Source organism: Tistrella sp. (assembly GCF_002684955.1).
In the GTDB taxonomy this organism is placed as follows: domain Bacteria; phylum Pseudomonadota; class Alphaproteobacteria; order Tistrellales; family Tistrellaceae; genus Tistrella; species Tistrella mobilis.
Window position 1 is genome coordinate 1 of record NZ_NYWI01000070.1, and the last position, 19,243, is coordinate 19,243.

A 19,243-nucleotide genomic window follows, 5' to 3' on the forward strand; every position below is an offset into this window, starting at 1 on the left:
CGATCACCCGCTGGCGCAGGGTCGGCACGTCGCGATGCACCGCCCGGCTCTTCAGCCGCACGATCAGCGCGAACAGGGGGGCGGCTGCCCGGGCCAGCGAGTTCACGCCGGTGCGGGCGAAGATGCCGGCGGTTTCCGGCATTCCGCGGTCATGGAGGGCGTTGGCCTCGCTCAGGCGGCCAAGAGCCGGCGTTCTTTAGAAGCGTCTACCTCAGCCCTCTTTCGTGCGCGTCCGCGGCCGCGATACAGCTACTATATGACCGCAGATCGCAACCAATACTTTCCCGGAATTTTGGCTGATCATCAGCATGGCGGTTGCCGCCGTCGAGCTGGTCATCCTCAATGTGTTTCTGCTCGGGGGCCGCCGGCCGGCAGGCGAGACAAGCACCCCTTCAAGCAGGGTCATTGCCGCTTCGGCTCGCTTGATCTGGTCAACCCGGATCAGTAACCCATCGGGCGCTGATCACAAAAAGCAGAAAGGCGGCTGCCAAAGCAACCGCCCTTCTACTGTTGCCAGCCTTCCCCGCCGAAGCCGAAAGAGAAATAAGGTCTATCCCCGGCGCCCGGGGGAACATTCGGCTTTTTTACCAGGTAGGGCCTATCCCCGGTGACCGGGGGAACCCATCCATCGTAGAGGATCGTAAATGCCGGTCAATCCCCCCGCCGGCAGAGGCACAGGAAGCCCGCCCATGACCACTATCCCCGACCACATCGTCCCCGACACGCACGGCATGATGCTGGAAGCGCAGATCCAGCCTGCTGACATTCAGGATCGGGACGACGCGTTGCTGGTCCACCATCTTCCGCTCAATGCCATTTCAACGGTAACCCGCACCATGGTTCCCCTAGCTCGGGCTGTGGCAGCCGCGATCCCTAGAATTGGGCATCCAAAGTCGATAAGAAAGTATTATCGGACTTTAAAGGTTGCTATCGCGGTATATGAGCCAACTCTCTGTTAATGCACAACTTTCAATATCATGTTCTAGGTTTTCGCACTGCACCATGCCACCAAATAAGCGGCTTCATCCCGTCAGCAGCGCGTCAAATGCGAAATCAAAATCATGTATCAGATATAATAATGTATCAGGTACATTCTGAGACAACGCGGCCCCGGTTATGCAAGCCGATCCACCGCTCTGTTGGCTATCGCTCCGAGGCTCGGACATTGGGTGGTTGTGGTAGGAGTTGGGTGGAAGCATGAATATGGAACCGCCTCATTTCATACTTCAAAGCCCGATAAAATATCCCCCCCGGTTTCGGCCCAACCGCTGGGCATCGACCTCCCTCATGCTATGCTCGAAGTGGCAGCGTCACCCGAAAATTAAAAAGGCAACAACAAGATGACATGGCAATTAAAACGAACCAGGCAGTGCAACAAATGCCCATGGAAGCGATCCACAGACCCAACCGTCATCCCCAATGGCTATAGCGTGGACCAGCATTTGCGCCTTCGCATGACGATTGCCGATCCTGGCAGCTTCCCGTCGGCCGGTCCCCTCCGTGTCATGGCGTGCCATGAAACACCACGTGGAGCTGAAGCGCACTGCATCGGCTGGGTGTGGAATCAGATGGGCCGAGGAAACAATATCGCTCTGAGACTGGCCCTTAGAAACTGCACGAATATCGATGAAATCAAAATTGACGGGCCTCAGCATGAAACATTTGATGACACACTACCAAAATAGTTAGCGGCACTGACACTGTCGAAGATGAATGCCTGGAGGAGCAAACAGTAGCTGACCTGATCCTCACCGGAGGTGAGGCAGGATCAACTTGAAAAAACTTTTCTGCCTACGTTGTCACTAGGCGGAGCCCCACTTCAAAAATGCAAACAGTGATAATGGATATAGGCCGGCTCGAAAGAACCGGCCTATATCCTGCTGGTACGCCATGCAACATAATCCCAATACCGGGATAATTTTTGCATGGATCATTCATATTTGCAGCACCCCATCGAACACGGGGTAAGCGTTCTCATCAGAAAATGCCCGCGCGCCGTCCATTGTTTCAGCACCCCATTGAACACGGGGTAAGCGTTCTCCAGACCGCACGCGCCCAGAATCACTGTACGTTTCAGCACCCCATCAAACACGGGGTAAGCGTTCTCGGTGTACCCCATCATTCTGAAATGGAAGAAAAAAGATCCTCTTCTTTCGGAAGAAAAACCTCCTGTACATCGTCAGGTATGGTGAGCGGGAAGATCGCTGATGCACTATACGTGTCCCCCAAACCTGTGCGAAACCGATCGGGTATCGCAGACACGAAGGGCGCGAACACCGTTCCAGTGTTCGCGATACGCTGCCTCGGATCTCGTGTGATCGAGTCCGGTAGAGGGAACCGTGGATCCAGTATCCACACCGTAGCGCTATCACTCTCAGCCCGGATCGCGCGGCCAATACCCTGCCGCAAGCGTCGACGGGCCTCTTTCTGCGCGATTCCATAGATTACACCTCTAGCCTTAGCGAGGGAGTACCCCCTCGCCATCATAGAATCAAGCAAAGCAAGCCTTCTAGCAGGTTCGAAATACGGGAAGGGTAGCCTCGTGATGACGAGATGGTTAATCGTGCCAGGAAGATTGAGCCCTTCCCAAGCTGTCGGGCTGATCCACACTGCATTCTCGTCAGCCACAAACGTCGGAATCATGTCGCCCAGCTTCATGCCAGGCTGATGGACAATGGCCTTCGAGCCGGCGCTTTCGAGAAGCGCCCCCAGGGCGGATGTATCCCGGAAGGAATTTGTCAAAGCGAGAACGCGGCCACCAGACTCAGCAGCCATCTTTATGCCGGCGGCCACATATGCCAACCACTGCGGATGACTACTGCCGCCATCGCCATCCGATTCCAAGTCTGCTTCAGAGGCCCCGGAGGATGACGGGTTGGGGACCCGGCGGTCGGCGAGCACGAACGACAGACGCCCGAACTTTCGTGGCCGAAAGCGATCGCTCAATTCGGCCTGGAAGTTCGAGTAGCCCGGGATAAGACCCAGCGCCGTTCGAAGTTCAGAGAAAGTTGCTTCACCATCCCCCGGGGCATCCAGGGTCGCCGATGTCATCACCATCGAGCGAATAAAGGGTGGCGCCACCTCAGACGACCGCCAGAGGCGAGCCGACAAGCGACCGGGCCGTAGTCCCACAAGAGCGAAAGCGGGCCACTCGCGTACAGGTGACCAAGAGAGCATAGGCACCCGGAAATCGCTTGCATCTTCGCAACCCGCCACAAAATCACGGAGTTCTGCGGCAATATCGCGGATGTACCGGAGGTCATCCTCCGCCGCGCCTCTACGCTGAGCCGCAACATAGCCTTCCTTCAGAGCGGCTGCCATCGTCACGGCAGCACCGCGCGCCTGCATCATAACTGCCGCATGACGCGGATCCGACAGCACGATGTATTCTTCATGGCCGAGTCGACTGATGCCGGCGCCGCCGCGGGAAACGACTGTTCCGTAGAGGGCGTCCATATCACGGCGCCACGTCGCAATTTCCTTCAGGAGAGAATCCGATGGGTCTGGTGCACCAAGATGGCTCAGAAACCGAGCAGCACGTTGCAGCATCATCGAATTCACACGGCGCTGTGCCGAAAGCGCCGCTGCGTCACTGAGTCTGTCGGCTTCATCGATCACTGCAGCATCGAATCCGCCTTCGCTGTTATCTTTAGGCGACAGTACGGTGTTCCATCTGAGCGCCGATGTCATGAGCAGCGCATGAGTCACGACGAGTACGTCCGCGTCTATGGCATCAGCTAAGTGTGCGCGGTAGCGCTCTGATTCCTCTTCCGGCGACGTCGGCAGGAGACAAATTTCTCCTTCATCGATCGTGGGCGGCAGCTGGCCATATGCGGAGATCCACTCGCGCATGTCACCGCCTTGTTTTGCATGCACGAAGAGGGCATCAAGAATGTCTTTGATGTCTGGGGTCAGTCGGTGTTTTGCGTGGAGCGCTTCAGCAAGCGCCTCGACACGCGTTGGTGATAGAAAGTTCCGCAGGCCCATGCGCTTGGCAATCTTCGGCCGCACACCGAGTAGGGTGTGACACACTTCCGAAGCATATTGAGTGTCTTCATCCAGCAGCTGCTGCTGCAGCTGCAAAGTGAATGTCGACACCAAACCCTTGCGCTGAACCAGCGCGGTCCGCAAAAGAAGCGGTACCAGATACCCGAGTGATTTGCCGACGCCAGTTTCGGCCTCAAGCGCCGTTACAGCGCCGTGCTGGCCTGAGTCAACCTGCACATCCAGGGCCATGGCCACCCGCTCTGCATACGCAAGCTGGACAGGATCTGGGCGGAACGCCCGCCCTTGGGCCCGGCGGGCAGCGGCTAGTGGACCATCCGGGGCGAATGCCTGCCTGGTCAGCTCGATGAGATTGGCCATAGGATTCAATCCACTCCCGTCAGGCGCCGCACTGCGGCATATGCAACGATGCTGTGCGCAGGCACGGCACACAAAACGTGAGGACTGCGCCAGTATGGCGGTTCGATGGGCTCATATGCCATCTCGGCCTCGAGGTTACTGATCGTTGCCCATTCGTCGGCCGGAATGGCGCGCGCCGGCGTACCATCCACAAATGTGAGGCCAGCTCGATCGAAATCGATCTCTTCGATATCGACAGAATGGACCTCCCCGTACCCGGATGTCCGCTTCGTACCGATGTTGGTGACGTCGGCCAGAAGGCCGCTGACGGCAGGAATATCTCCGCACCCTGTGTACCAAATGGCCGGCGTGTCATAGCTGATGTACTTGCTCATCTGATTCCGGAAAGGTCCTGAGGCGACGTCCATGCGTGGGAAGCCCCTCCGACCCGGCAGTAGATTAGATGGTGACAGCTCGTGCTGTGGCTTGAGGGCTTGAATGACGACCACCTCTCGAATTGGTGCGGGTCCTTCGATGAGCGCGGCGGACCCTCGCCATACACTGCCCCAGCGCGCCAAAGGGATAGCTTGGTGCGCTGTATCGATATCATTGGTGCGCTCAAAAAGGAGCGCTGCCAGGAGGCCATCAAGGGCCAGGCGCTTGCCGAGGATAACCGGCGAAGAGAGTTGGATCCGAACAACGAACGGTTTCACATCTGCCTCCCAGGCGGTGACCATCATTGACTAGCCTATCGAAACACGCTACGCAACTGCATAGATCATTCATAGGGGGTGTCATGGATCTCCAGGCTTTATGGTACAGATCTCTCGGCAGACATCTTGACCTAACGCCGAACGCCGATGGTGGCTTCCAGCGGGCCATGAGTCAGACTTATCAGCATCCGACCAAGCAGGTATCGATGCGTCTGGGCGCCGGCAAGGCGATGTCTGTGGTGACTGAAAACGGCGCGACATTGATGGCCGATATTGTGCCACCGCGTGCCTTGCCTCCTTCAGTTGTACTCCACCCCGGTAGCTGGCGCACAATTCCGAACTGGATGGCAGACATTCTCCAAAGCCCTCCAGGAGAGCCGTTCTTGGCAACGGTCTACGGAAAAAGCCCGGCAAGAAATGGGCGCATGGTCCTTTCGACACCCGACATGGTGACATTTGCCGGCGATCAGATTTGGACAGTCAGGATGCGGCCTTTGCGGGCCGCGCTCGCCGCTGTCGCGCCACTGAAAGGCGATGCTTGGAAACGCCTGGGCTATCTGATTGATGCGCGCGAACGTGATCCTGCTCAGGCCGCGTTCATTGACCAGCAAATCGATTCGCTCATTGCCAAACAGCCTCGGCTTGAGGGCCTTCTTGAGATTCTTCCTCGTCCAGGAAGCGGAGAGTGGCAAGCACTTATGCTGGTAATAAATGTGAAGCTGAAAGCAGCAAAGGTGTCAGCTGCTGAGGAGGCTGGATGTTGAGAGAAGTGTTTTTGACAATGCCAGCGGGAATGCCAGCTAATGCCTATATGATCCACGAAATGGTCTACACGGCGATGCTGGGACCGAAAGGTGATGGACACCGCGCCTTCCTGTTTAGCTTCGAGCCAGAAATGGGTGGGGTCGTCACTATTCGGTCAGAGTGTCTTCCGGCGCCTTTCCTCGCGGCGAGTATGCCTGTCAGAATCCCTGCTGCAGGCGCTGTCGCGCCCTTTCGTTTAGTTGCTTCGCCTACTGGTCGAGCAGATGACCAACATGGACGAAAGAGGAAGGACGGACGTGTGCGGACGCGAGCTGTGGCCCTTCCCGCTGGTGACAAGGCAGCGCGTATCTCTTGGCTGGCGCAGAAGGCAGTGCGCAGCGGTTTTGAACTGGTCGAGACCCCGGACGTTGTCTCGGCCGGCATACCGTTCGAACGACAGGGCGTGTCCTTCCGACAAGAACGATGCGTGTTCACTGGCTCGCTCAAAGTACTCGACTATGACCGGTTCGTTCTTGCCATGACCAAGGGAATAGGACGAGCGCGGGCGCTAGGCTTCGGACTGTTGACGACATATTGATAGTGATGAGAGGAGAGAAATCAGTGGAATACACTGTTCGCTTTGAGGGTGTTATTAGAGCGGTGAGTCCGCTCGCAACGAATCCGCCTGGGACACCGGAAGGACGTGCTTTGCCTGGGCAAAGCAATCCGCCGAAGCCAATCCCGAAGGCTACCGTGCTCATAGATGGCACAGCGGTTGCCATGGTGCCGATCTTCCCGGGACCAGGCATTCGCGGCACGCTTCGCCGCAAGGCGGTCGATGTGGTGCGGCACGCGCTTGGAGGTGGTGGTCCAGTTTTTCTTCTGGATGATCACTACTACAACGTTCTCGGTGGCGTTAAGGGCGCCGAGAAAGAGGAAAAGGCGGACCTGGTTGCAGCCGCGGCCCGCCGCGCTCGAAACCCCATCATCGGCCTTTTCGGGGCCGGAGAACCGTGGGATCGATCGCGCTTTTATATCGGAGCTGGCTTGCCAACCAAACCGATCAGTGCAGAGGTCATTGGCGGGGCGCGTATTGACGATTTCGTGCGCTCGGCCGACGCCCTCCAGCTGCTGCCGGAAGATGAGCGTGCCCGGTTCCTCGCGATGACAGAGCATAACGCTCTGCGATCGGCAAAGCGGAAGCAGGCCGAGAAGCTCGAGAGGGAACTTCGAGCAGCTGACCGGAAAGGAGCGGCGCCGGAAGATGTCGCTCATCTGAAGGCGGAACTCAATCGGCTTCAGAAGGAAGTCGACGACCATGCACAAGCCGCTTTCTCGACGGTTTCGGTCCAGAGACCACTGGATGGCTACGAGGTCATTCCAGCGGGGACTGAAATGTCCCACAGGATGACGCTTCGTCTGGCGTCTCTGGACGAGATCGGACTGGCAATAGCCGCTTTGCGCTACTGGTCATTGGATCCGTTCATCGGTGCGCATCTTGCCCACGGGTGCGGCCTTGTCGCAGGCGAGTGGAAGGCGAGCGTACGCCATGGCATGGCGCCGCAGTTCGAAGAGATCGGGCTCGTGAGCATGAGGCCGTTCGAGGGCCTTGATGTCCCATCCTGGCTTGCAGATGCGGAGAGGACGTTTATGGATCGCCTGGGCTCGGGCGCGTTCGAGTTTCGTGCACCTTCCGCGAAGCGTGCGTGATCATAACTGCCAGGCTTTAAAAAAGGCCGTCCACCTTATCCGGTGGACGGCCTTGTTCCGTGGGGGGTGATGTTTCGCTCAGATGATGACTGCGAATTCTTGCGAGATGGCAAGCACGGCCGCAATCAAGAAGGCAACCCGTGAAGCGATCAGAAACAACGGGGTGCGAACCTTCGTTTTCGTGTAATCGATCTCCCCAGTGATGGGGTTTATAACCGGACGGTTCCAATCAGAAGAGATGACTCCCAATCGGTGACGGCAATAAAATATCAAATCGGATGCGGATCTATATGCCACAGATGTCATAAAAATTGCGGCAAAAGAAACATTTAGATTTACGGAGTAGGCGATCACAAAGCCAAATGCGGCAATAATAGCAGCAATTACAAGAGCCGACATGACAGAGTATTTTGTGTTTAGCTGCCAACCGTGTTGGTCCCGGAGGTCACGCAGGGACATAGGCGCCATGTAGCTATTAAGGGCGATAGTCGTAGCCGCTGCGGTGCCAAGTACACGATAAAATGGCAGGTTATCAATATCGGTGAAGGGTTCGATATTGGTGCGAAAATAATTTCTGGTTAGTTGATTGGCCACAGATAGTGACAGCCGTGATTGTACGATCTTCCATACAATCACTGGCAGCCCATATGCGACAACGATCGCGCCGACCATGATGCCGCCATAAATGTTAGAGCGATCAAGCGTCACCACACCCCCACCAACAGCGAAGAGTGCGAAGCAACCAACGATTCCCAGCATCAAGACAAACCAACATCCGGCGTTTGCAACATCCTCGTCCGTCATCCACATACGTTCTCCACGAGAGAACATGCGGGCGGCGATCCATTCGCCGATTGGCTGGTATGCCGCGACTGTGTAGATCCTACTGATCTTCATAGGTAGCTCCATTTTTTAACTAGATCTGACGTTCAGTGGTCATTGATACCCGAAATTTCCTAGATGACTGAATATAGGCGACCAGTATCCAATATTATTCAAGTAAAAAAATGTGATACACGCAATAAATATGGCACAGTATTGTATGGCACGCCCTTCATGTTCGAACGTCCGCATCTGAAGATCATCTTCGCTTGGATCGAACACCGGTATCTCTCGCCATTCAGAGATCACCTGGTCCCCGACTCTGAGCGGGATGAGGATGAAGCGGCAAAACGCGAAGCAAGCCACGAGATACCACACAGGTGCGTCGGTAATAGCGCCCCAGATCGCAAGCACCACGATGAAGATGGTCAAATATTCCAGGTATCCGGACCGATAAGCGTCGTATCGCCGTTGCACTGACGGTGGCACGCTCTCATGACGGTGGTGAAGAGCCAGCGCTGCATAGGGGCCGACACGATCCTCAAGCGGGAGAGGCGCCACAAGGTCCGCGTCAGCCACCTGTATGTGGTGCTCGGCTCCCAGCATGGTGATCACGACCTCGCTACCGCTGGTGTGGAAGTAGCGGTCGGCCAGAGCCTGCCGGAGACGGGCGGCATCGCCTTTGGATGGCTGATAGCGCCAGTAGGCGGTGCCGCAGATGAGAATGGTCACAAGGACGAGCCCGATCGCGCTGAGGGCACCAGAGAAAGCCGCGCGGCCGACGTAGGCGCTGCACAGCACCACCACAACCAGCAGGACCAGCTGCCGCCCTACCCTACCCTTTCGGGCGCCGCTGCTTTCGGTCCGGGACGTCTGTTGTTTCAGCATGAAGACCTCATAGAAAATCCGTGCAGCAGTCGTTCCAGCGCCACATCAGGATCACGGCGTCCTCGCCGATGGCTGGAATTTGGCGGCCCATCCCCCAGATCAGCGTGCTCTGGCCAATCACGTGATTTGATCGGGTCTCCGGCACTGGCCAGAACATGCTGGCCCTGTACTGGGTCTTGGGGAACATGGGGTCTAGCCTTCCACGGCACAGCGCGTCATTCCCCATGGTGCGCCAGGCGAGACCGCGGCGATGAAGCGCTGCAGTCGCGCGGGTAGCCAGAAGACTGGTATCGCGGACCATATCGCCAACCGTGGCCTGGTCGCCGCTCAGCGGGTAGAGCGATCCCCACGAGCCAGCGCACCAGAAAAGCCCTCGGAGAGGATATCCGCCGGCGGCGGCCAGTGCGTCGGCTGAACAGGCTGCCTGCGCGATCGGGTTGGCGACCGCAGCCACTTCCGGATTCGTGAAGAAGGCCAGCTCCGAGTTGGACCACGTGGGATCCAGCTCGGAGAGGTACAGGAGATCGAAATCCATGTACCCGTCCGCACTGCATCGATCCTCAACGAACAGATCCATCATGATGAGCAGTGGAAATGAGTAGTAGTGATAGTGGTACATCGATATATCGCCACTATCACGGTCGGCGTTTCCTGTCGTGGCGAGGAAACGCCTGTCCATAGGCAGCCGGATCCCGCCAAGCGCTGGACTGCACCCCGGCGTTCGCACCAGCTCAATGATGCGTGCCGGCTCCCACATTGAGACCACGAAGCCAGGCTTTGGCGTACCAGCAGCGTCCTCGCACAGGCACAGCTTTTTATCCGAAGCGTCTGGGGGCACGGAACCTCGGCGGCCAAGCGTGAGACCAGCAACGCGGATCGGGAAAATGCATTCCCAGCAGATATCCGTGATCAGCTTGCCCGTCAGCAAGCCTGAGTCGGGGCAGGTCAGGTCATCACTTCCCTCCTCCGCTCCCTCCTCCGCGCTCTGCGCAGTTGGAGTGCCATCAGCCCAAGCGGCCCATGGTGCGAGGCCGGCAATAGCCAAAAGGGCGAGCCGCAGAGCCAGATAGATGCAGCCAGACCTCGTCATGTGCGGTTCTCCCCGAGCGCGTATGCGAAAACGCCCGTCTTGATGAGCTGTCTGGCAGAATCCGACCCCGGCACGTCGTAGACGATAGGAAGAAGGGGTCGCTCCCGCGGCAGGCCGATCACGATCCTGTCCAAAGCTGGATAGGCGTGATACGGCATCAGCGCTACCTGTGGGTAGTCGCCATCCAGAATCAGGCGTTGCACATCCGTTGGCTGCGCATCGGTCAAATCCAGGGCCATCCGAGGAATGGTGGTGCGCCTCGCCAAGCATGGCGGTGCACATGGGATCAGTGTGCGGACAGACCCGAGCGCCGTTATGGCCTCGTCTGACAATTGCGATCGCACCGGCCAGAGGATCAGCAAACCAGCCTCCGAGCTGGCCGAGGCGATGGCGCTTTCGATAGAGCCCATCACGAGATGGCCGATAATCCGACGCGTACCTGCTACGACGATCTCTATGTTGCTCATGAGCCAGGCGCCCCCTCTTTATCCGCCTGGACCTGGCCGACGACATACTCTCTCACCACGAATGTGCCGTCTTCAGCGGTCACGATCGAAGGCACCGCGCGCAGGTCGAACCGGTCTTTGACTTCGGTGGTCAGCAGGTAGGGGTGTTGTCCGACCTCCTCCGCAATCGCATTCCAGCTATCCCACCCCCCGGCCCTATCAAGGTTGGTGAGCAGAACGAGTGGGCGCAGCCCCTTGGCCAGGGCGTTTTCCGCTTCGGCGTGGGCGAACCGACGTTGAGCAGGTTCTGCTCCATCGATGACGATCAAGGCCATGGTGAATGGCCGGATGCTCAGCTGGTCGATGCGGGTGTTGTCTTCGATCAGCACCGAGCCATCAGCGTCGCGGATCGGTTGGGTGACGACCACGTGCGGATCGATCTGCCGTGTGGTGTTCACCTTCACGGGTTGCAGGCCCTGGAACTGCGCCTGTTGCCAATAGCGGTCGCGGGCCCGGGCTCGTGCGGCCTCGAGGTCGAGGGTGGCAGCGCGGGACTGCATGACCGCTATGAGGTCGAGTTCGGCGACAGGTATAACCGGGCCCATTGTGCCCAGATCTCCACGGTCGCCGGCCTCGACACGGGCTTGGAGTGCGTCAACGTCTGCCCATCCACGCACTTTGACAAGCGCTTCATCGTGGTCGAGCAGGAGCATCACCGGAATGGCGGTGATGTCGTGGCGGCGAAAAAAGCCAGGATCGATATCGACCGATACATCGGTGTGTTCAGCAATGGCACGCAGGGCACGGGCAACATCGCCCACTGTCTCGCCTGGCATTGGTCCACGAAGGATGACGCGGACATGTGGGCGCCCCGACAGGTGCGCCAAGATGCGTCGGAATTCACCGGCCGGCAAAGCGCGTGACAGCGCCAGCACGATCTCCTGCTGTTCACCGTGCGCGCCTTGCGCCCTTGGTAAGAGGGTTTGCCGGTCTGGAAGAAGTTCATCAATGGGAGCTGCACGTGTGCGTGCGGCAGTAGCGATATCTTCGGCCGCGGCGTTCAGATGTTCAGTTTGCGGTCCCGCGTGGCTTGGTGGGCCAAAGCTAACCAGACCGGCAAGAAGAATCACGAACGGATGTCTCATCAGAAAACGGGCTCCACGCGCCCGACTACCGATTCGATCGGTAGAGTGCCGATGTAGCGGCTGTCGAGGCTATTCGGGGTGTCCCCCATGACCCAGACGCGATCATCAGGGACGCGACCTTCCCTATGGAAGAAGCCCTCCGGCCGTTCGAAACGTTGCGCATATGGGAGGCCCTCCCCTACCCTCTTCCCGTTGATGAAGATGCCATCACGGGTTACGGCATAGTGATCACCAGGCAGTCCTAGGATGCGTTTAGCAAGCCCTACCCCCTCAGGAAGGATGGGGCGAAGCAGCTCGGGTGTCTCGAATGCGTAGATGCCACCACGCTCGATGTCCCGCCTGGCGAGGTCAACGATCATTATGGTGGTACCAGGGATGCAGTGCTCTTCCTGGAGGTTTATGCCGATGCGGTACCTGTCGAAGAATACGGAGCCGACGGCAATGGCCAGTATGCCTATGGTCGTGGCCTGCCAGAACAGGACACGCCTGGCCCGCACAGCGGTACGGAGAGCGGTCGTTATGTCGATTTGCTTCATTCGCCAGACTCCTCGGGAGCGGGCATAGCGAGCGGTTGGAGAAGAAGCTGAAACTCGGCTGTGAGGAGTGTGCGTCGGTCGAAAACGACATAGCCGATCGTTTGAAGGTCGTCTTTTTGAACCTCCAGGAGTTCCATCAGTTCGCGGATGGAGAGACCTGGGTACTGATCAGCGAGGAGGGCGATGGTGCTTTCGGTATCGACGACGATAGGCGCCAGATCGCCACGGTATCCTGCGGACTGTTCAGCGAGAGCCTCCGTGACGTCGATTACGGCCACAGACAGGAGCACAACGGCTGTCAAGATCTTGTACATGACATTGCATTCCTTCATCTGAGAGATAGCCGCGGCGGCGCCGCCAAGACAGCGGCCTGATCGAGCACGATGTAGCCTTTTGCCCCAAGCGCCTGCAGCCGACCATTGAGGCGTCCGATCAGCGCAGGCGCGTCTTCACCTCGGAATTCCTGCTCCAGGAGCAGCAGCTCCTGTGCGGTATCAACGATGATGATTTCTGGGGGTGGCGGCGGTGACGGTAGAAATGTCGAGAGGCCCCAGACACACAACGCGCCGCCGAAAGCACCGGCAACCAAGCTCATCGTCATTGTTGCCCAGCGATTCATCCGAGGATTACCTTACCAGAGCGTTCGTCCAAAACACGTTCGATGGCTTGTTCGACCGTAAGACCTTGTTGTCTGTATCGATTGATTGCAGAGACGTCAGCTGGGGCCGTTGAGTACAGAAGTTGCGCAAATGGTGTGACGTAGAGGCGCCCAATGCCACCGCTCTTGTTGGTAGCGATAAAGACCTCTGAGTATTCATCCTTCCGGACGTGGACCGTTTTGATGAGCGGCAAATATGCGGCGTCAATCGGCAAATCACCGCTCACCTTCAATTTTTCGAGGGTGGACCCCTTTTGGGCCAGTAGCATGATCGTTGCTGCGTTCTCTAGGATTGCCTTACCGACGCCGGTTGACGTCTGAAAGAAATCATTGAGCGACTGTGTAATGACGACGGCCGACGCGTTGTATTTCCGGAAACGGCGAAACGCAGAGTTCAGAAAGGCCGCCACAGAAGGCGAGTCCATAAGCTGCCAAGCTTCATCAATAATCAGCAACTTCTTAACGGATCGGTCTCCTAGGTATGCTTCCTGCTGGATCCGATAAATGAGGACCAGTAGTACAACTTTTCGGAGGTGATCCGAGCCCGCCAACTCCTCAAGTTCCAAGGTTATAAATGAATTTTGGAAGTCGACGCGTTGTCCGCTCCCGTCAAAATATCGTCCGTAGTCGCCAGCGACGGTGAAAGGATAAAGCTGGACACCAATGTCTCGAACCCGAGGATCGTCCGCGTTCAGCAGCGCGGCAGCCACGTCATCGATCCGTGCAGCATGACCATGCATCTCCCAGACTTGTGACAAGAGGTCACCCAGAGAGGCACGTTGGAGATCGGTGAGTGGCATGGTTGGTGCGGCCATGGCCTCAATGAGGCCCATGAGAACGTCTCGGTCTTCCGACCAGTTCGTGACTAGTGGGAAGGGATTCAGATCCAGCTTGGCATCAGGCCCAAAGACAAGATTTGCGCCGCCGAGGCTTTCGGCGAGCTTCTCGTAGCTCCGGCCGATATCGATTACCCGTACGATGGCTCCAGCTGCACGAGAGCTGGCAATCATCTCGTTCGTCATGAAGGATTTTCCGCCGCCGGATTCGGCGGCAATGACTACATTGTAATTTGTGTTCGAGTCATATTGTGAAAATGCCATCAATTGACCGGTGCGGCTGACGAACGTCATCAATGGCGTGGATGTGCCACGCCATTCTGTGAAGATGGGCAAGAGGCGAACCACATGTTGCGTAGACATTGTCCGGTAGCGTTGAAGTTGCTGGACCATGCTCAATTCGGCCCCGAAGGGCAGCACAGCCAAAGCCATAGGCAGCATGATGAGTTTGTCCGGCATCGCCACCATTCGATTGCCTTGCCACAACTGTATGGCTTGGCTTACGGCTTCAATACGGCTGTCACGATCACCCGTGATAAGCATCAGCGAGAGCGCCAAATGGAGCGGCCGACCGCCGTCTGCGATTGCGCGGGTTAGCTCGTCGTATCCTTCTTTTTGAGAAAAAAGGCCGGGCACCCAGGCCGTCAACGGCCCATATGCCTGCTTGGTCAGGAACGCCTGCCGCCTGGCCAATTTCTGCTGAGTGGTGTGCGAGTTGGGAATATGAATGTTGGCAGTCAGTACAAAGGGACATGCGATAGCTGACGCGCCTGTGGTCATGTCGCCAATGAGATTAATCATACCGCCAAAAGCGACGAGCTTCGGGAACTGTTTAACTGAGAGCACAGTAATGTGGTGATTTCCAACCTCGAGATGGTCATCATGCACGACTATTGGGGCATCATGATCAAATATCTGTTCAGCAATCGGGCGATGTTCATCCCAATCGAAAGATGATGATTGGCGCCAATGTGCATGTTCTCCTTGATTTAGAATACCATTCATCAGATGAATGTAGGCAGATGGCGTAAGTGTGGTCGGTTGCATATGAAGTCCATCCAGGATTTTGCCGACTTCGATACTCAATTCTTTTGAGCGCCGTAGATCTTTTTCTTCTGGCATCGCGCCGGAGCCTGAAATTGGGATCTTCACAGTGACAAGGAGGAGAAAATCACGGAGCCGGAGGTGCGAATAATCATTCATAGGCAGATCGATACATGATCTGAGATATGCGTGGCGGTCGTTGGTCACTCTGCGTAGCAGAGGATCGCCGCCATTTGGATCAAAAGCCGGTTCGCGGACCTTCATAAAGAGGTCGAGGATATGGCGAATATCAGGGAAGGCAATGAGGCTGAATTGAAGGATCGTGTCCTCCGGCCAGTTACTGTTAAACAGTACGGACAGATGATTCGCGACGGCGTCGTCGGCCCCAGACAGCGGGGCGCATATAAAACCAAAGCCGAGACTCTTGTCATCACACAAGAAGACCCGGTACTCGGGATCATATGCTTGTGGTCGCAGCAGATCAGAGGCCCGCTCATCCGGGATACGCATGGGCTGCATGATTATCCCTCCAGGAACATAAGAAGGTTGTCAGGCACGCCCTGCTGTAGCCGGCCATCTGGCGCGATGATCAGCGGCACGCCTTTGATACCAATGAGCTGGGCCGTTATAAGGCGGTTACTCATGTGCTGGAGGTCACAGGTCGGCTTCTGCTGGAGGGCGGCCGGTGAGGTGCCGGTGATAAGAGCCGTGCGAGCCGCGTCGACGTCCGCCGCGCATTCGATCTGGCGCGCCGCGATCTCGGAATCGCGACCAAGAACCGGCAGAACGAGAATATCGAATCGCCATCGTGTGGCGGAGGATTGGACTAGCTGGTCTATGGCAGCCATCAGCCGATGACAATGTGGGCAAAGGGGGTCCACGAACACGACCACCTGGTCAGTGCCGGCACCCACAGTGATGGCGCCGAGCTGAGCCATGGGGACGCGGTCCATCGGGAGCGTGGTCATGGACCTGCGTGCAGCATCAGGGGAGTCCACGAGATAGCCGCCCCAGGTATCGTACAGTTGCCCACGGATGATGAAACGGCCGCTAGGGGTCTGAAACGTGATCCGACCTTGGGCATCTTCGACAAGCATCAGAGCATCAATGGGGAGCTTCTCGATACGCTTTACGGCCCCCTCCCCAGCGCTCGTCTGAGCGAATGAAGTGGCTCCTCCCAGTGCAGCTATCGCAAGCGCTGCTATGCCGAACGTGATGGACTTTGACCGCACAGTGACCTCCTGGAGCTTAGGCCACTAGCCTAGCGGGTCTTCCTAGCGGAAACCGCCGCGGGTTTTGGTGATCGGCACACGTTCCACCGGGGAATTCTTTCATTGACAAAACTGGGATTATCGGCAGGGTGATCAAATTGATATCAAGTTGATATCGTCTGAATTGGTGCTTAGAAGGTAGGAACACCCATGCCCCAACGCGACCCCCCCGCCCGCCGGCGTCCGCGCAAGAAGCAGATCAGCCTGACGGTGGCGCCGGAGCTACTCACAGCAGTAGACGCCCTCGCTGACCAGCGCGGTTTGTCCCGCGCGGCGATGATCAACCTGATTTTGAGCGATGCCGTGACGTTCCGTCTGACTGGGGATGCCACCAATGCCAGATGAAAAAAAGCGCCGCTCTGGGTCGGGGGATGAAGAAGGCGCAAAAGCAGAGTCCGCGCTGGAAGGGAAGCTAGAAAAGCTTGCCAAGGCGTTCAGAGAAAAGCAGCAAAAGACCAAACCACAAGACATCCGGCATAAGGAGAGAACGACCGGAACGGCAGTGGTGACGGCGCCGGAGAACCCCGTAGTGGTATCGGACATTTCTCAGGCCGATTCCAGTCAACTGGAGTTCTTCTTCTTCGGTGAACCGCATTCGCCCAAGTCGCGCGACTTGACCGTCATGATGGATGTGGCGGTCTTCCGGCTCTCGAAGGCATGGAAGGCAGAGAATACTACGATCCGCTATGAACTCTCTGACGGCACTGTAACGGTTACGTCCGGACCGCATGGGATGGCGACGATTTACGATTATGATTTAATGATGATGGCCGCTGGCCATCTGACGTATGGAATAGAAAGGAACAGTATATCCGCACGAAAGGCCCCGCACCATCTCGGAGGAAAGATATTCAGACCGGCCATTGCAGATATCTTGCGATTTCTTGGCAGAGAACACGGTGGAAGGCAGGCAGCGGAGCTTCGGAAGATGCTTTTGCGTCTGAACACGACCCATGTGTATATTGAAAGAAAGAAGACAGCGCCCAACGGTGAGGTCTATACGATATCGTCGGCAGAAAATCTCATAAACTCATTTAGAATGATTGCGGATGATACCGGAAAACCGCATTGGGTTGAAATACACCTCTCCGATTTGGTGTACACGGAAATTGTAGCACCTTTCGGTTCCACACCGGGCGTTCCACGGGTTCTGAGCATTAATCCGCGGTATTTCAGTCTTACTGGAGGAATTGCACGCTTTATTTATAGGATTGCGCGTAGAGCCGCAGGAACATCCAAAGCGTGCTATTCTTTTGAGAATTTGCACAAAAGGTCCGGGTCATCAGGGGAACTGAAGAGATTCACGTATGAATTGCGTAAAATAATAAGTGCAGGCGCTCTCTTGGACTATGATCTTTCGGAAATCAAAGGGAAAGACGGGCCGTTGTTGGAAATGCGGTTCCGCGGTGAGTCCGAGTGACGGGACGGTAGGGGGCTTGGTATTGCGACCTCCTACCCTTCTCGCTGTTGTGTGATCGGCCGGGAAATAGTCCTAGTAGTTGATAATAAGGCACGCAATTATGTCAAAAAAGGTATTTCGCTGTGCGGTACAAGCCTGTGGATAGAGTCCGTCTATTAGGAACCATTTTTCGCCGCCAAGCCGGGAAAACCGTCTATTGGGAACCGAATCCCGTCTATTGGGAACCGAATCCCGTCTATTGGGAACCGAATCCCGTCTATTGGGAACCGAGGGGATCGGTTAACAAATTGAAAACAAAGGAGAAAAAGGCCATGAAAGAGGCCTAAAACTATTTAAAACTATTTAAAACTCTAAAACGGCGCCGATCGCCATCAGAGGACCCGACTTAGACCCAGGAGGCACTATCACATCCACCATGTTCGACCTCAGTGTGGTCGCGACCGTTCGGTTTGCCAGCCAACCGGACTATACCTTCTTCGAAGGCCGTGTCTTGAGACTGCTACACCTCAGCCTGAAGGACGCGGTAAGGCGAGAGACCACGCCGCCGGCGGAGGAGTCCGGTGCCGCCGGCGGACGGCGCCGGTTGGTTTCGTCGCGAGGTTCTCGATTGGGGTCAGGCGGAGCGGACCGCTGAAGCGCCCCTGGGGGCGCTTCAGCAGCCGTGTACGGTGAGGTCCTGGTGCCCGGGGGTGGCAGGTGGTGACTTCACGCCTCCAGGGGCCTCCAGGCGGCGATGCCGGGCATTCAGAAAAGGAACGGCAGGTCGTTGAAACGGCTAGTCGCTCCTTTCTGCCGGAAAGCTGGTGGCGGCAGACGTCAGCCTTTTGCATTTCGCGGTTCGACCAGTCCGGTTCCTAATAGACGGTCTCACCTGCGAAATGGACAGGATGCGATGTTACCAGCCCTGTTTCGTTGTGTCGAAAACGTAAAAGAATCAGTAGGTTATTGGAAATGCAGGATGGCAGGTTCCTAATAGACGGTCACGATCCGGGTGTCCGGGTTCCCAATAGACGGTCAGATGGCTGCGATTTCCCGCTGCTCGCACGGGCGTTGTTCCGGGTGAGATCGACGGAAAGTCAATAATAACAATCGATTATGCAGGATGAGAAGCGACGGTTCCTAATAGACGGTCGATGCTGACATGTGGGCGGCGGCAATGAGTGGCGCGAGAAGCCGGCATCGATCAGATCATCACTCGGGAACGGATAAAAAGAACGAAAAAACAGAATGATAGGAGACCCACGGTCAGGCGGTTCCCCATAGACGACAGCGGTCAGTGAAGAGCGGTTCCCAATAGACGGTCGCCGTTGATGGGCGTTCTGCCGGGGCAGGATGTATCTTACCGAGCGGCTGCGAAACCGGGATTTTGCTATTGAGAACAATGGGATAGAGGAAAGGAGACGATTGCGGTTCCCAATAGACGGTCAGCGTGGTGGCGGTTCCTAATAGACGGTGCGTGGGCGCCAGCAGCGGCTCCGCCAAACCCAAGCCGTTCACCGAAGACGCGGCCGGGCACGGCGCGTTGCTGGCCGCGCTGGCCCCGCCGGGTGAGGCGCTGGTGGTCATGGAGGCGACC

Annotated in this window: 19 protein-coding genes; 7 read left to right on the forward strand and 12 right to left on the reverse strand. The window is 57.0% G+C overall.

What is annotated here, in order from left to right; all coding sequences use genetic code 11:
* The first annotated feature begins 689 nt into the window (after nt 1–689).
* Nucleotides 690–959, forward strand: coding sequence for a hypothetical protein (locus CMO28_RS21485; protein WP_296716810.1), 270 nt, complete (start codon nt 690–692; stop codon nt 957–959).
* Between the two features lie 381 nt (nt 960–1,340).
* A complete protein-coding gene (locus tag CMO28_RS29965; protein ID WP_416370979.1) occupies nt 1,341–1,685 on the forward strand; it encodes a DUF6283 family protein in 345 nt (114 codons plus the stop codon).
* Nucleotides 1,686–2,118: 433 nt separating this feature from the next.
* Here CMO28_RS29965 and CMO28_RS21490 read toward each other — a convergent pair whose 3' ends face one another.
* Nucleotides 2,119–4,236: a helicase C-terminal domain-containing protein gene (locus CMO28_RS21490; RefSeq protein WP_296716813.1), complete on the reverse strand. Its 2,118-nt coding sequence runs from the start codon at nt 4,234–4,236 to the stop codon at nt 2,119–2,121.
* A 134-nt stretch (nt 4,237–4,370) separates the two neighbouring features.
* Complete coding sequence (locus CMO28_RS21495; protein ID WP_296716816.1) at nt 4,371–5,084, reverse strand: hypothetical protein; 714 nt, start codon at nt 5,082–5,084, stop codon at nt 4,371–4,373.
* Between the two features lie 56 nt (nt 5,085–5,140).
* Between CMO28_RS21495 and CMO28_RS21500 the strand changes: the two genes are divergently transcribed.
* From CMO28_RS21500 to CMO28_RS21510, 3 genes are all read left to right on the forward strand, one after another.
* Nucleotides 5,141–5,821 carry a hypothetical protein gene (locus tag CMO28_RS21500; RefSeq protein WP_296716817.1) on the forward strand — a complete coding sequence of 227 codons (681 nt, stop codon included), beginning with the start codon at nt 5,141–5,143 and terminating at the stop codon, nt 5,819–5,821.
* Nucleotides 5,815–6,399, forward strand: a complete 585-nt coding sequence (gene cas6e / locus CMO28_RS21505) for a type I-E CRISPR-associated protein Cas6/Cse3/CasE (RefSeq protein WP_296716819.1) — start codon at nt 5,815–5,817, stop codon at nt 6,397–6,399. Before CMO28_RS21500 ends, cas6e begins: the two co-directional genes overlap by 7 nt.
* A gap of 182 nt (nt 6,400–6,581) precedes the next feature.
* On the forward strand, nt 6,582–7,511 hold the full coding sequence (locus CMO28_RS21510) for a hypothetical protein (RefSeq protein WP_296716821.1): 930 nt from the start codon (nt 6,582–6,584) through the stop codon (nt 7,509–7,511).
* 78 nt (nt 7,512–7,589) lie between these two features.
* Here the strand turns inward: CMO28_RS21510 and CMO28_RS21515 are convergent, their stop codons facing one another.
* From CMO28_RS21515 to CMO28_RS21560, 10 genes are all read right to left on the reverse strand, one after another.
* Nucleotides 7,590–8,315, reverse strand: a complete 726-nt coding sequence (locus tag CMO28_RS21515; RefSeq protein WP_296716824.1) for a hypothetical protein — start codon at nt 8,313–8,315, stop codon at nt 7,590–7,592.
* A gap of 132 nt (nt 8,316–8,447) precedes the next feature.
* The gene (locus CMO28_RS21520; RefSeq protein ID WP_296716826.1) at nt 8,448–9,221 is read right to left on the reverse strand and encodes a hypothetical protein; all 774 of its coding nucleotides are present in this window, start codon (nt 9,219–9,221) and stop codon (nt 8,448–8,450) included.
* Between the two features lie 7 nt (nt 9,222–9,228).
* Complete coding sequence (locus CMO28_RS21525; RefSeq protein WP_296716829.1) at nt 9,229–10,311, reverse strand: TraU family protein; 1,083 nt, start codon at nt 10,309–10,311, stop codon at nt 9,229–9,231.
* The gene (locus tag CMO28_RS21530) at nt 10,308–10,778 is read right to left on the reverse strand and encodes a hypothetical protein (protein ID WP_296716832.1); all 471 of its coding nucleotides are present in this window, start codon (nt 10,776–10,778) and stop codon (nt 10,308–10,310) included. The genes CMO28_RS21525 and CMO28_RS21530 overlap by 4 nt, the downstream gene beginning before the upstream one ends.
* Nucleotides 10,775–11,902 carry a TrbC family F-type conjugative pilus assembly protein gene (locus tag CMO28_RS21535; protein WP_296716835.1) on the reverse strand — a complete coding sequence of 376 codons (1,128 nt, stop codon included), beginning with the start codon at nt 11,900–11,902 and terminating at the stop codon, nt 10,775–10,777. The genes CMO28_RS21530 and CMO28_RS21535 overlap by 4 nt, the downstream gene beginning before the upstream one ends.
* On the reverse strand, nt 11,902–12,438 hold the full coding sequence (gene lepB, locus CMO28_RS21540; RefSeq protein ID WP_296716837.1) for a signal peptidase I: 537 nt from the start codon (nt 12,436–12,438) through the stop codon (nt 11,902–11,904). Before lepB ends, CMO28_RS21535 begins: the two co-directional genes overlap by 1 nt.
* Nucleotides 12,435–12,752, reverse strand: a complete 318-nt coding sequence (locus CMO28_RS21545) for a hypothetical protein (RefSeq protein WP_296716839.1) — start codon at nt 12,750–12,752, stop codon at nt 12,435–12,437. The genes lepB and CMO28_RS21545 overlap by 4 nt, the downstream gene beginning before the upstream one ends.
* 14 nt (nt 12,753–12,766) lie before the next feature.
* Entirely contained in the window at nt 12,767–13,057 is a 291-nt protein-coding gene (locus CMO28_RS21550; RefSeq protein WP_296716845.1) for a hypothetical protein, read from the reverse strand.
* The gene (gene traC, locus CMO28_RS21555; RefSeq protein ID WP_296716848.1) at nt 13,054–15,495 is read right to left on the reverse strand and encodes a type IV secretion system protein TraC; all 2,442 of its coding nucleotides are present in this window, start codon (nt 15,493–15,495) and stop codon (nt 13,054–13,056) included. Before traC ends, CMO28_RS21550 begins: the two co-directional genes overlap by 4 nt.
* Before the next feature lie 2 nt (nt 15,496–15,497).
* Nucleotides 15,498–16,073 carry a thioredoxin fold domain-containing protein gene (locus CMO28_RS21560; RefSeq protein ID WP_296716850.1) on the reverse strand — a complete coding sequence of 192 codons (576 nt, stop codon included), beginning with the start codon at nt 16,071–16,073 and terminating at the stop codon, nt 15,498–15,500.
* 324 nt (nt 16,074–16,397) lie between these two features.
* Between CMO28_RS21560 and CMO28_RS21565 the strand changes: the two genes are divergently transcribed.
* Both CMO28_RS21565 and CMO28_RS21570 read left to right on the forward strand, forming a co-directional pair.
* Nucleotides 16,398–16,592: a hypothetical protein gene (locus CMO28_RS21565; RefSeq protein ID WP_296716853.1), complete on the forward strand. Its 195-nt coding sequence runs from the start codon at nt 16,398–16,400 to the stop codon at nt 16,590–16,592.
* A complete protein-coding gene (locus tag CMO28_RS21570) occupies nt 16,582–17,667 on the forward strand; it encodes a replication initiator protein A (RefSeq protein WP_296716855.1) in 1,086 nt (361 codons plus the stop codon). The genes CMO28_RS21565 and CMO28_RS21570 overlap by 11 nt, the downstream gene beginning before the upstream one ends.
* Nucleotides 17,668–19,243 lie beyond the last annotated feature (1,576 nt).

What these genes read in the sequence shown, in the direction of transcription:
- CMO28_RS21485 (WP_296716810.1), top strand. Translation starts at nt 690, where the DNA reads ATGACCACTATCCCCGACCACATCGTCCCCGACACGCACGGCATGATG.
- CMO28_RS29965 (WP_416370979.1), top strand. Translation starts at nt 1,341, where the DNA reads ATGACATGGCAATTAAAACGAACCAGGCAGTGCAACAAATGCCCATGG.
- CMO28_RS21490 (WP_296716813.1), bottom strand. Translation starts at nt 4,236, where the DNA reads ATGGCCCTGGATGTGCAGGTTGACTCAGGCCAGCACGGCGCTGTAACG.
- CMO28_RS21495 (WP_296716816.1), bottom strand. Translation starts at nt 5,084, where the DNA reads ATGATGGTCACCGCCTGGGAGGCAGATGTGAAACCGTTCGTTGTTCGG.
- CMO28_RS21500 (WP_296716817.1), top strand. Translation starts at nt 5,141, where the DNA reads ATGGATCTCCAGGCTTTATGGTACAGATCTCTCGGCAGACATCTTGAC.
- cas6e (WP_296716819.1), top strand. Translation starts at nt 5,815, where the DNA reads ATGTTGAGAGAAGTGTTTTTGACAATGCCAGCGGGAATGCCAGCTAAT.
- CMO28_RS21510 (WP_296716821.1), top strand. Translation starts at nt 6,582, where the DNA reads ATGGTGCCGATCTTCCCGGGACCAGGCATTCGCGGCACGCTTCGCCGC.
- CMO28_RS21515 (WP_296716824.1), bottom strand. Translation starts at nt 8,315, where the DNA reads ATGACGGACGAGGATGTTGCAAACGCCGGATGTTGGTTTGTCTTGATG.
- CMO28_RS21520 (WP_296716826.1), bottom strand. Translation starts at nt 9,221, where the DNA reads ATGCTGAAACAACAGACGTCCCGGACCGAAAGCAGCGGCGCCCGAAAG.
- CMO28_RS21525 (WP_296716829.1), bottom strand. Translation starts at nt 10,311, where the DNA reads ATGACGAGGTCTGGCTGCATCTATCTGGCTCTGCGGCTCGCCCTTTTG.
- CMO28_RS21530 (WP_296716832.1), bottom strand. Translation starts at nt 10,778, where the DNA reads ATGAGCAACATAGAGATCGTCGTAGCAGGTACGCGTCGGATTATCGGC.
- CMO28_RS21535 (WP_296716835.1), bottom strand. Translation starts at nt 11,902, where the DNA reads ATGAGACATCCGTTCGTGATTCTTCTTGCCGGTCTGGTTAGCTTTGGC.
- lepB (WP_296716837.1), bottom strand. Translation starts at nt 12,438, where the DNA reads ATGAAGCAAATCGACATAACGACCGCTCTCCGTACCGCTGTGCGGGCC.
- CMO28_RS21545 (WP_296716839.1), bottom strand. Translation starts at nt 12,752, where the DNA reads ATGTACAAGATCTTGACAGCCGTTGTGCTCCTGTCTGTGGCCGTAATC.
- CMO28_RS21550 (WP_296716845.1), bottom strand. Translation starts at nt 13,057, where the DNA reads ATGAATCGCTGGGCAACAATGACGATGAGCTTGGTTGCCGGTGCTTTC.
- traC (WP_296716848.1), bottom strand. Translation starts at nt 15,495, where the DNA reads ATGCAGCCCATGCGTATCCCGGATGAGCGGGCCTCTGATCTGCTGCGA.
- CMO28_RS21560 (WP_296716850.1), bottom strand. Translation starts at nt 16,073, where the DNA reads ATGCTTGTCGAAGATGCCCAAGGTCGGATCACGTTTCAGACCCCTAGC.
- CMO28_RS21565 (WP_296716853.1), top strand. Translation starts at nt 16,398, where the DNA reads ATGCCCCAACGCGACCCCCCCGCCCGCCGGCGTCCGCGCAAGAAGCAG.
- CMO28_RS21570 (WP_296716855.1), top strand. Translation starts at nt 16,582, where the DNA reads ATGCCAGATGAAAAAAAGCGCCGCTCTGGGTCGGGGGATGAAGAAGGC.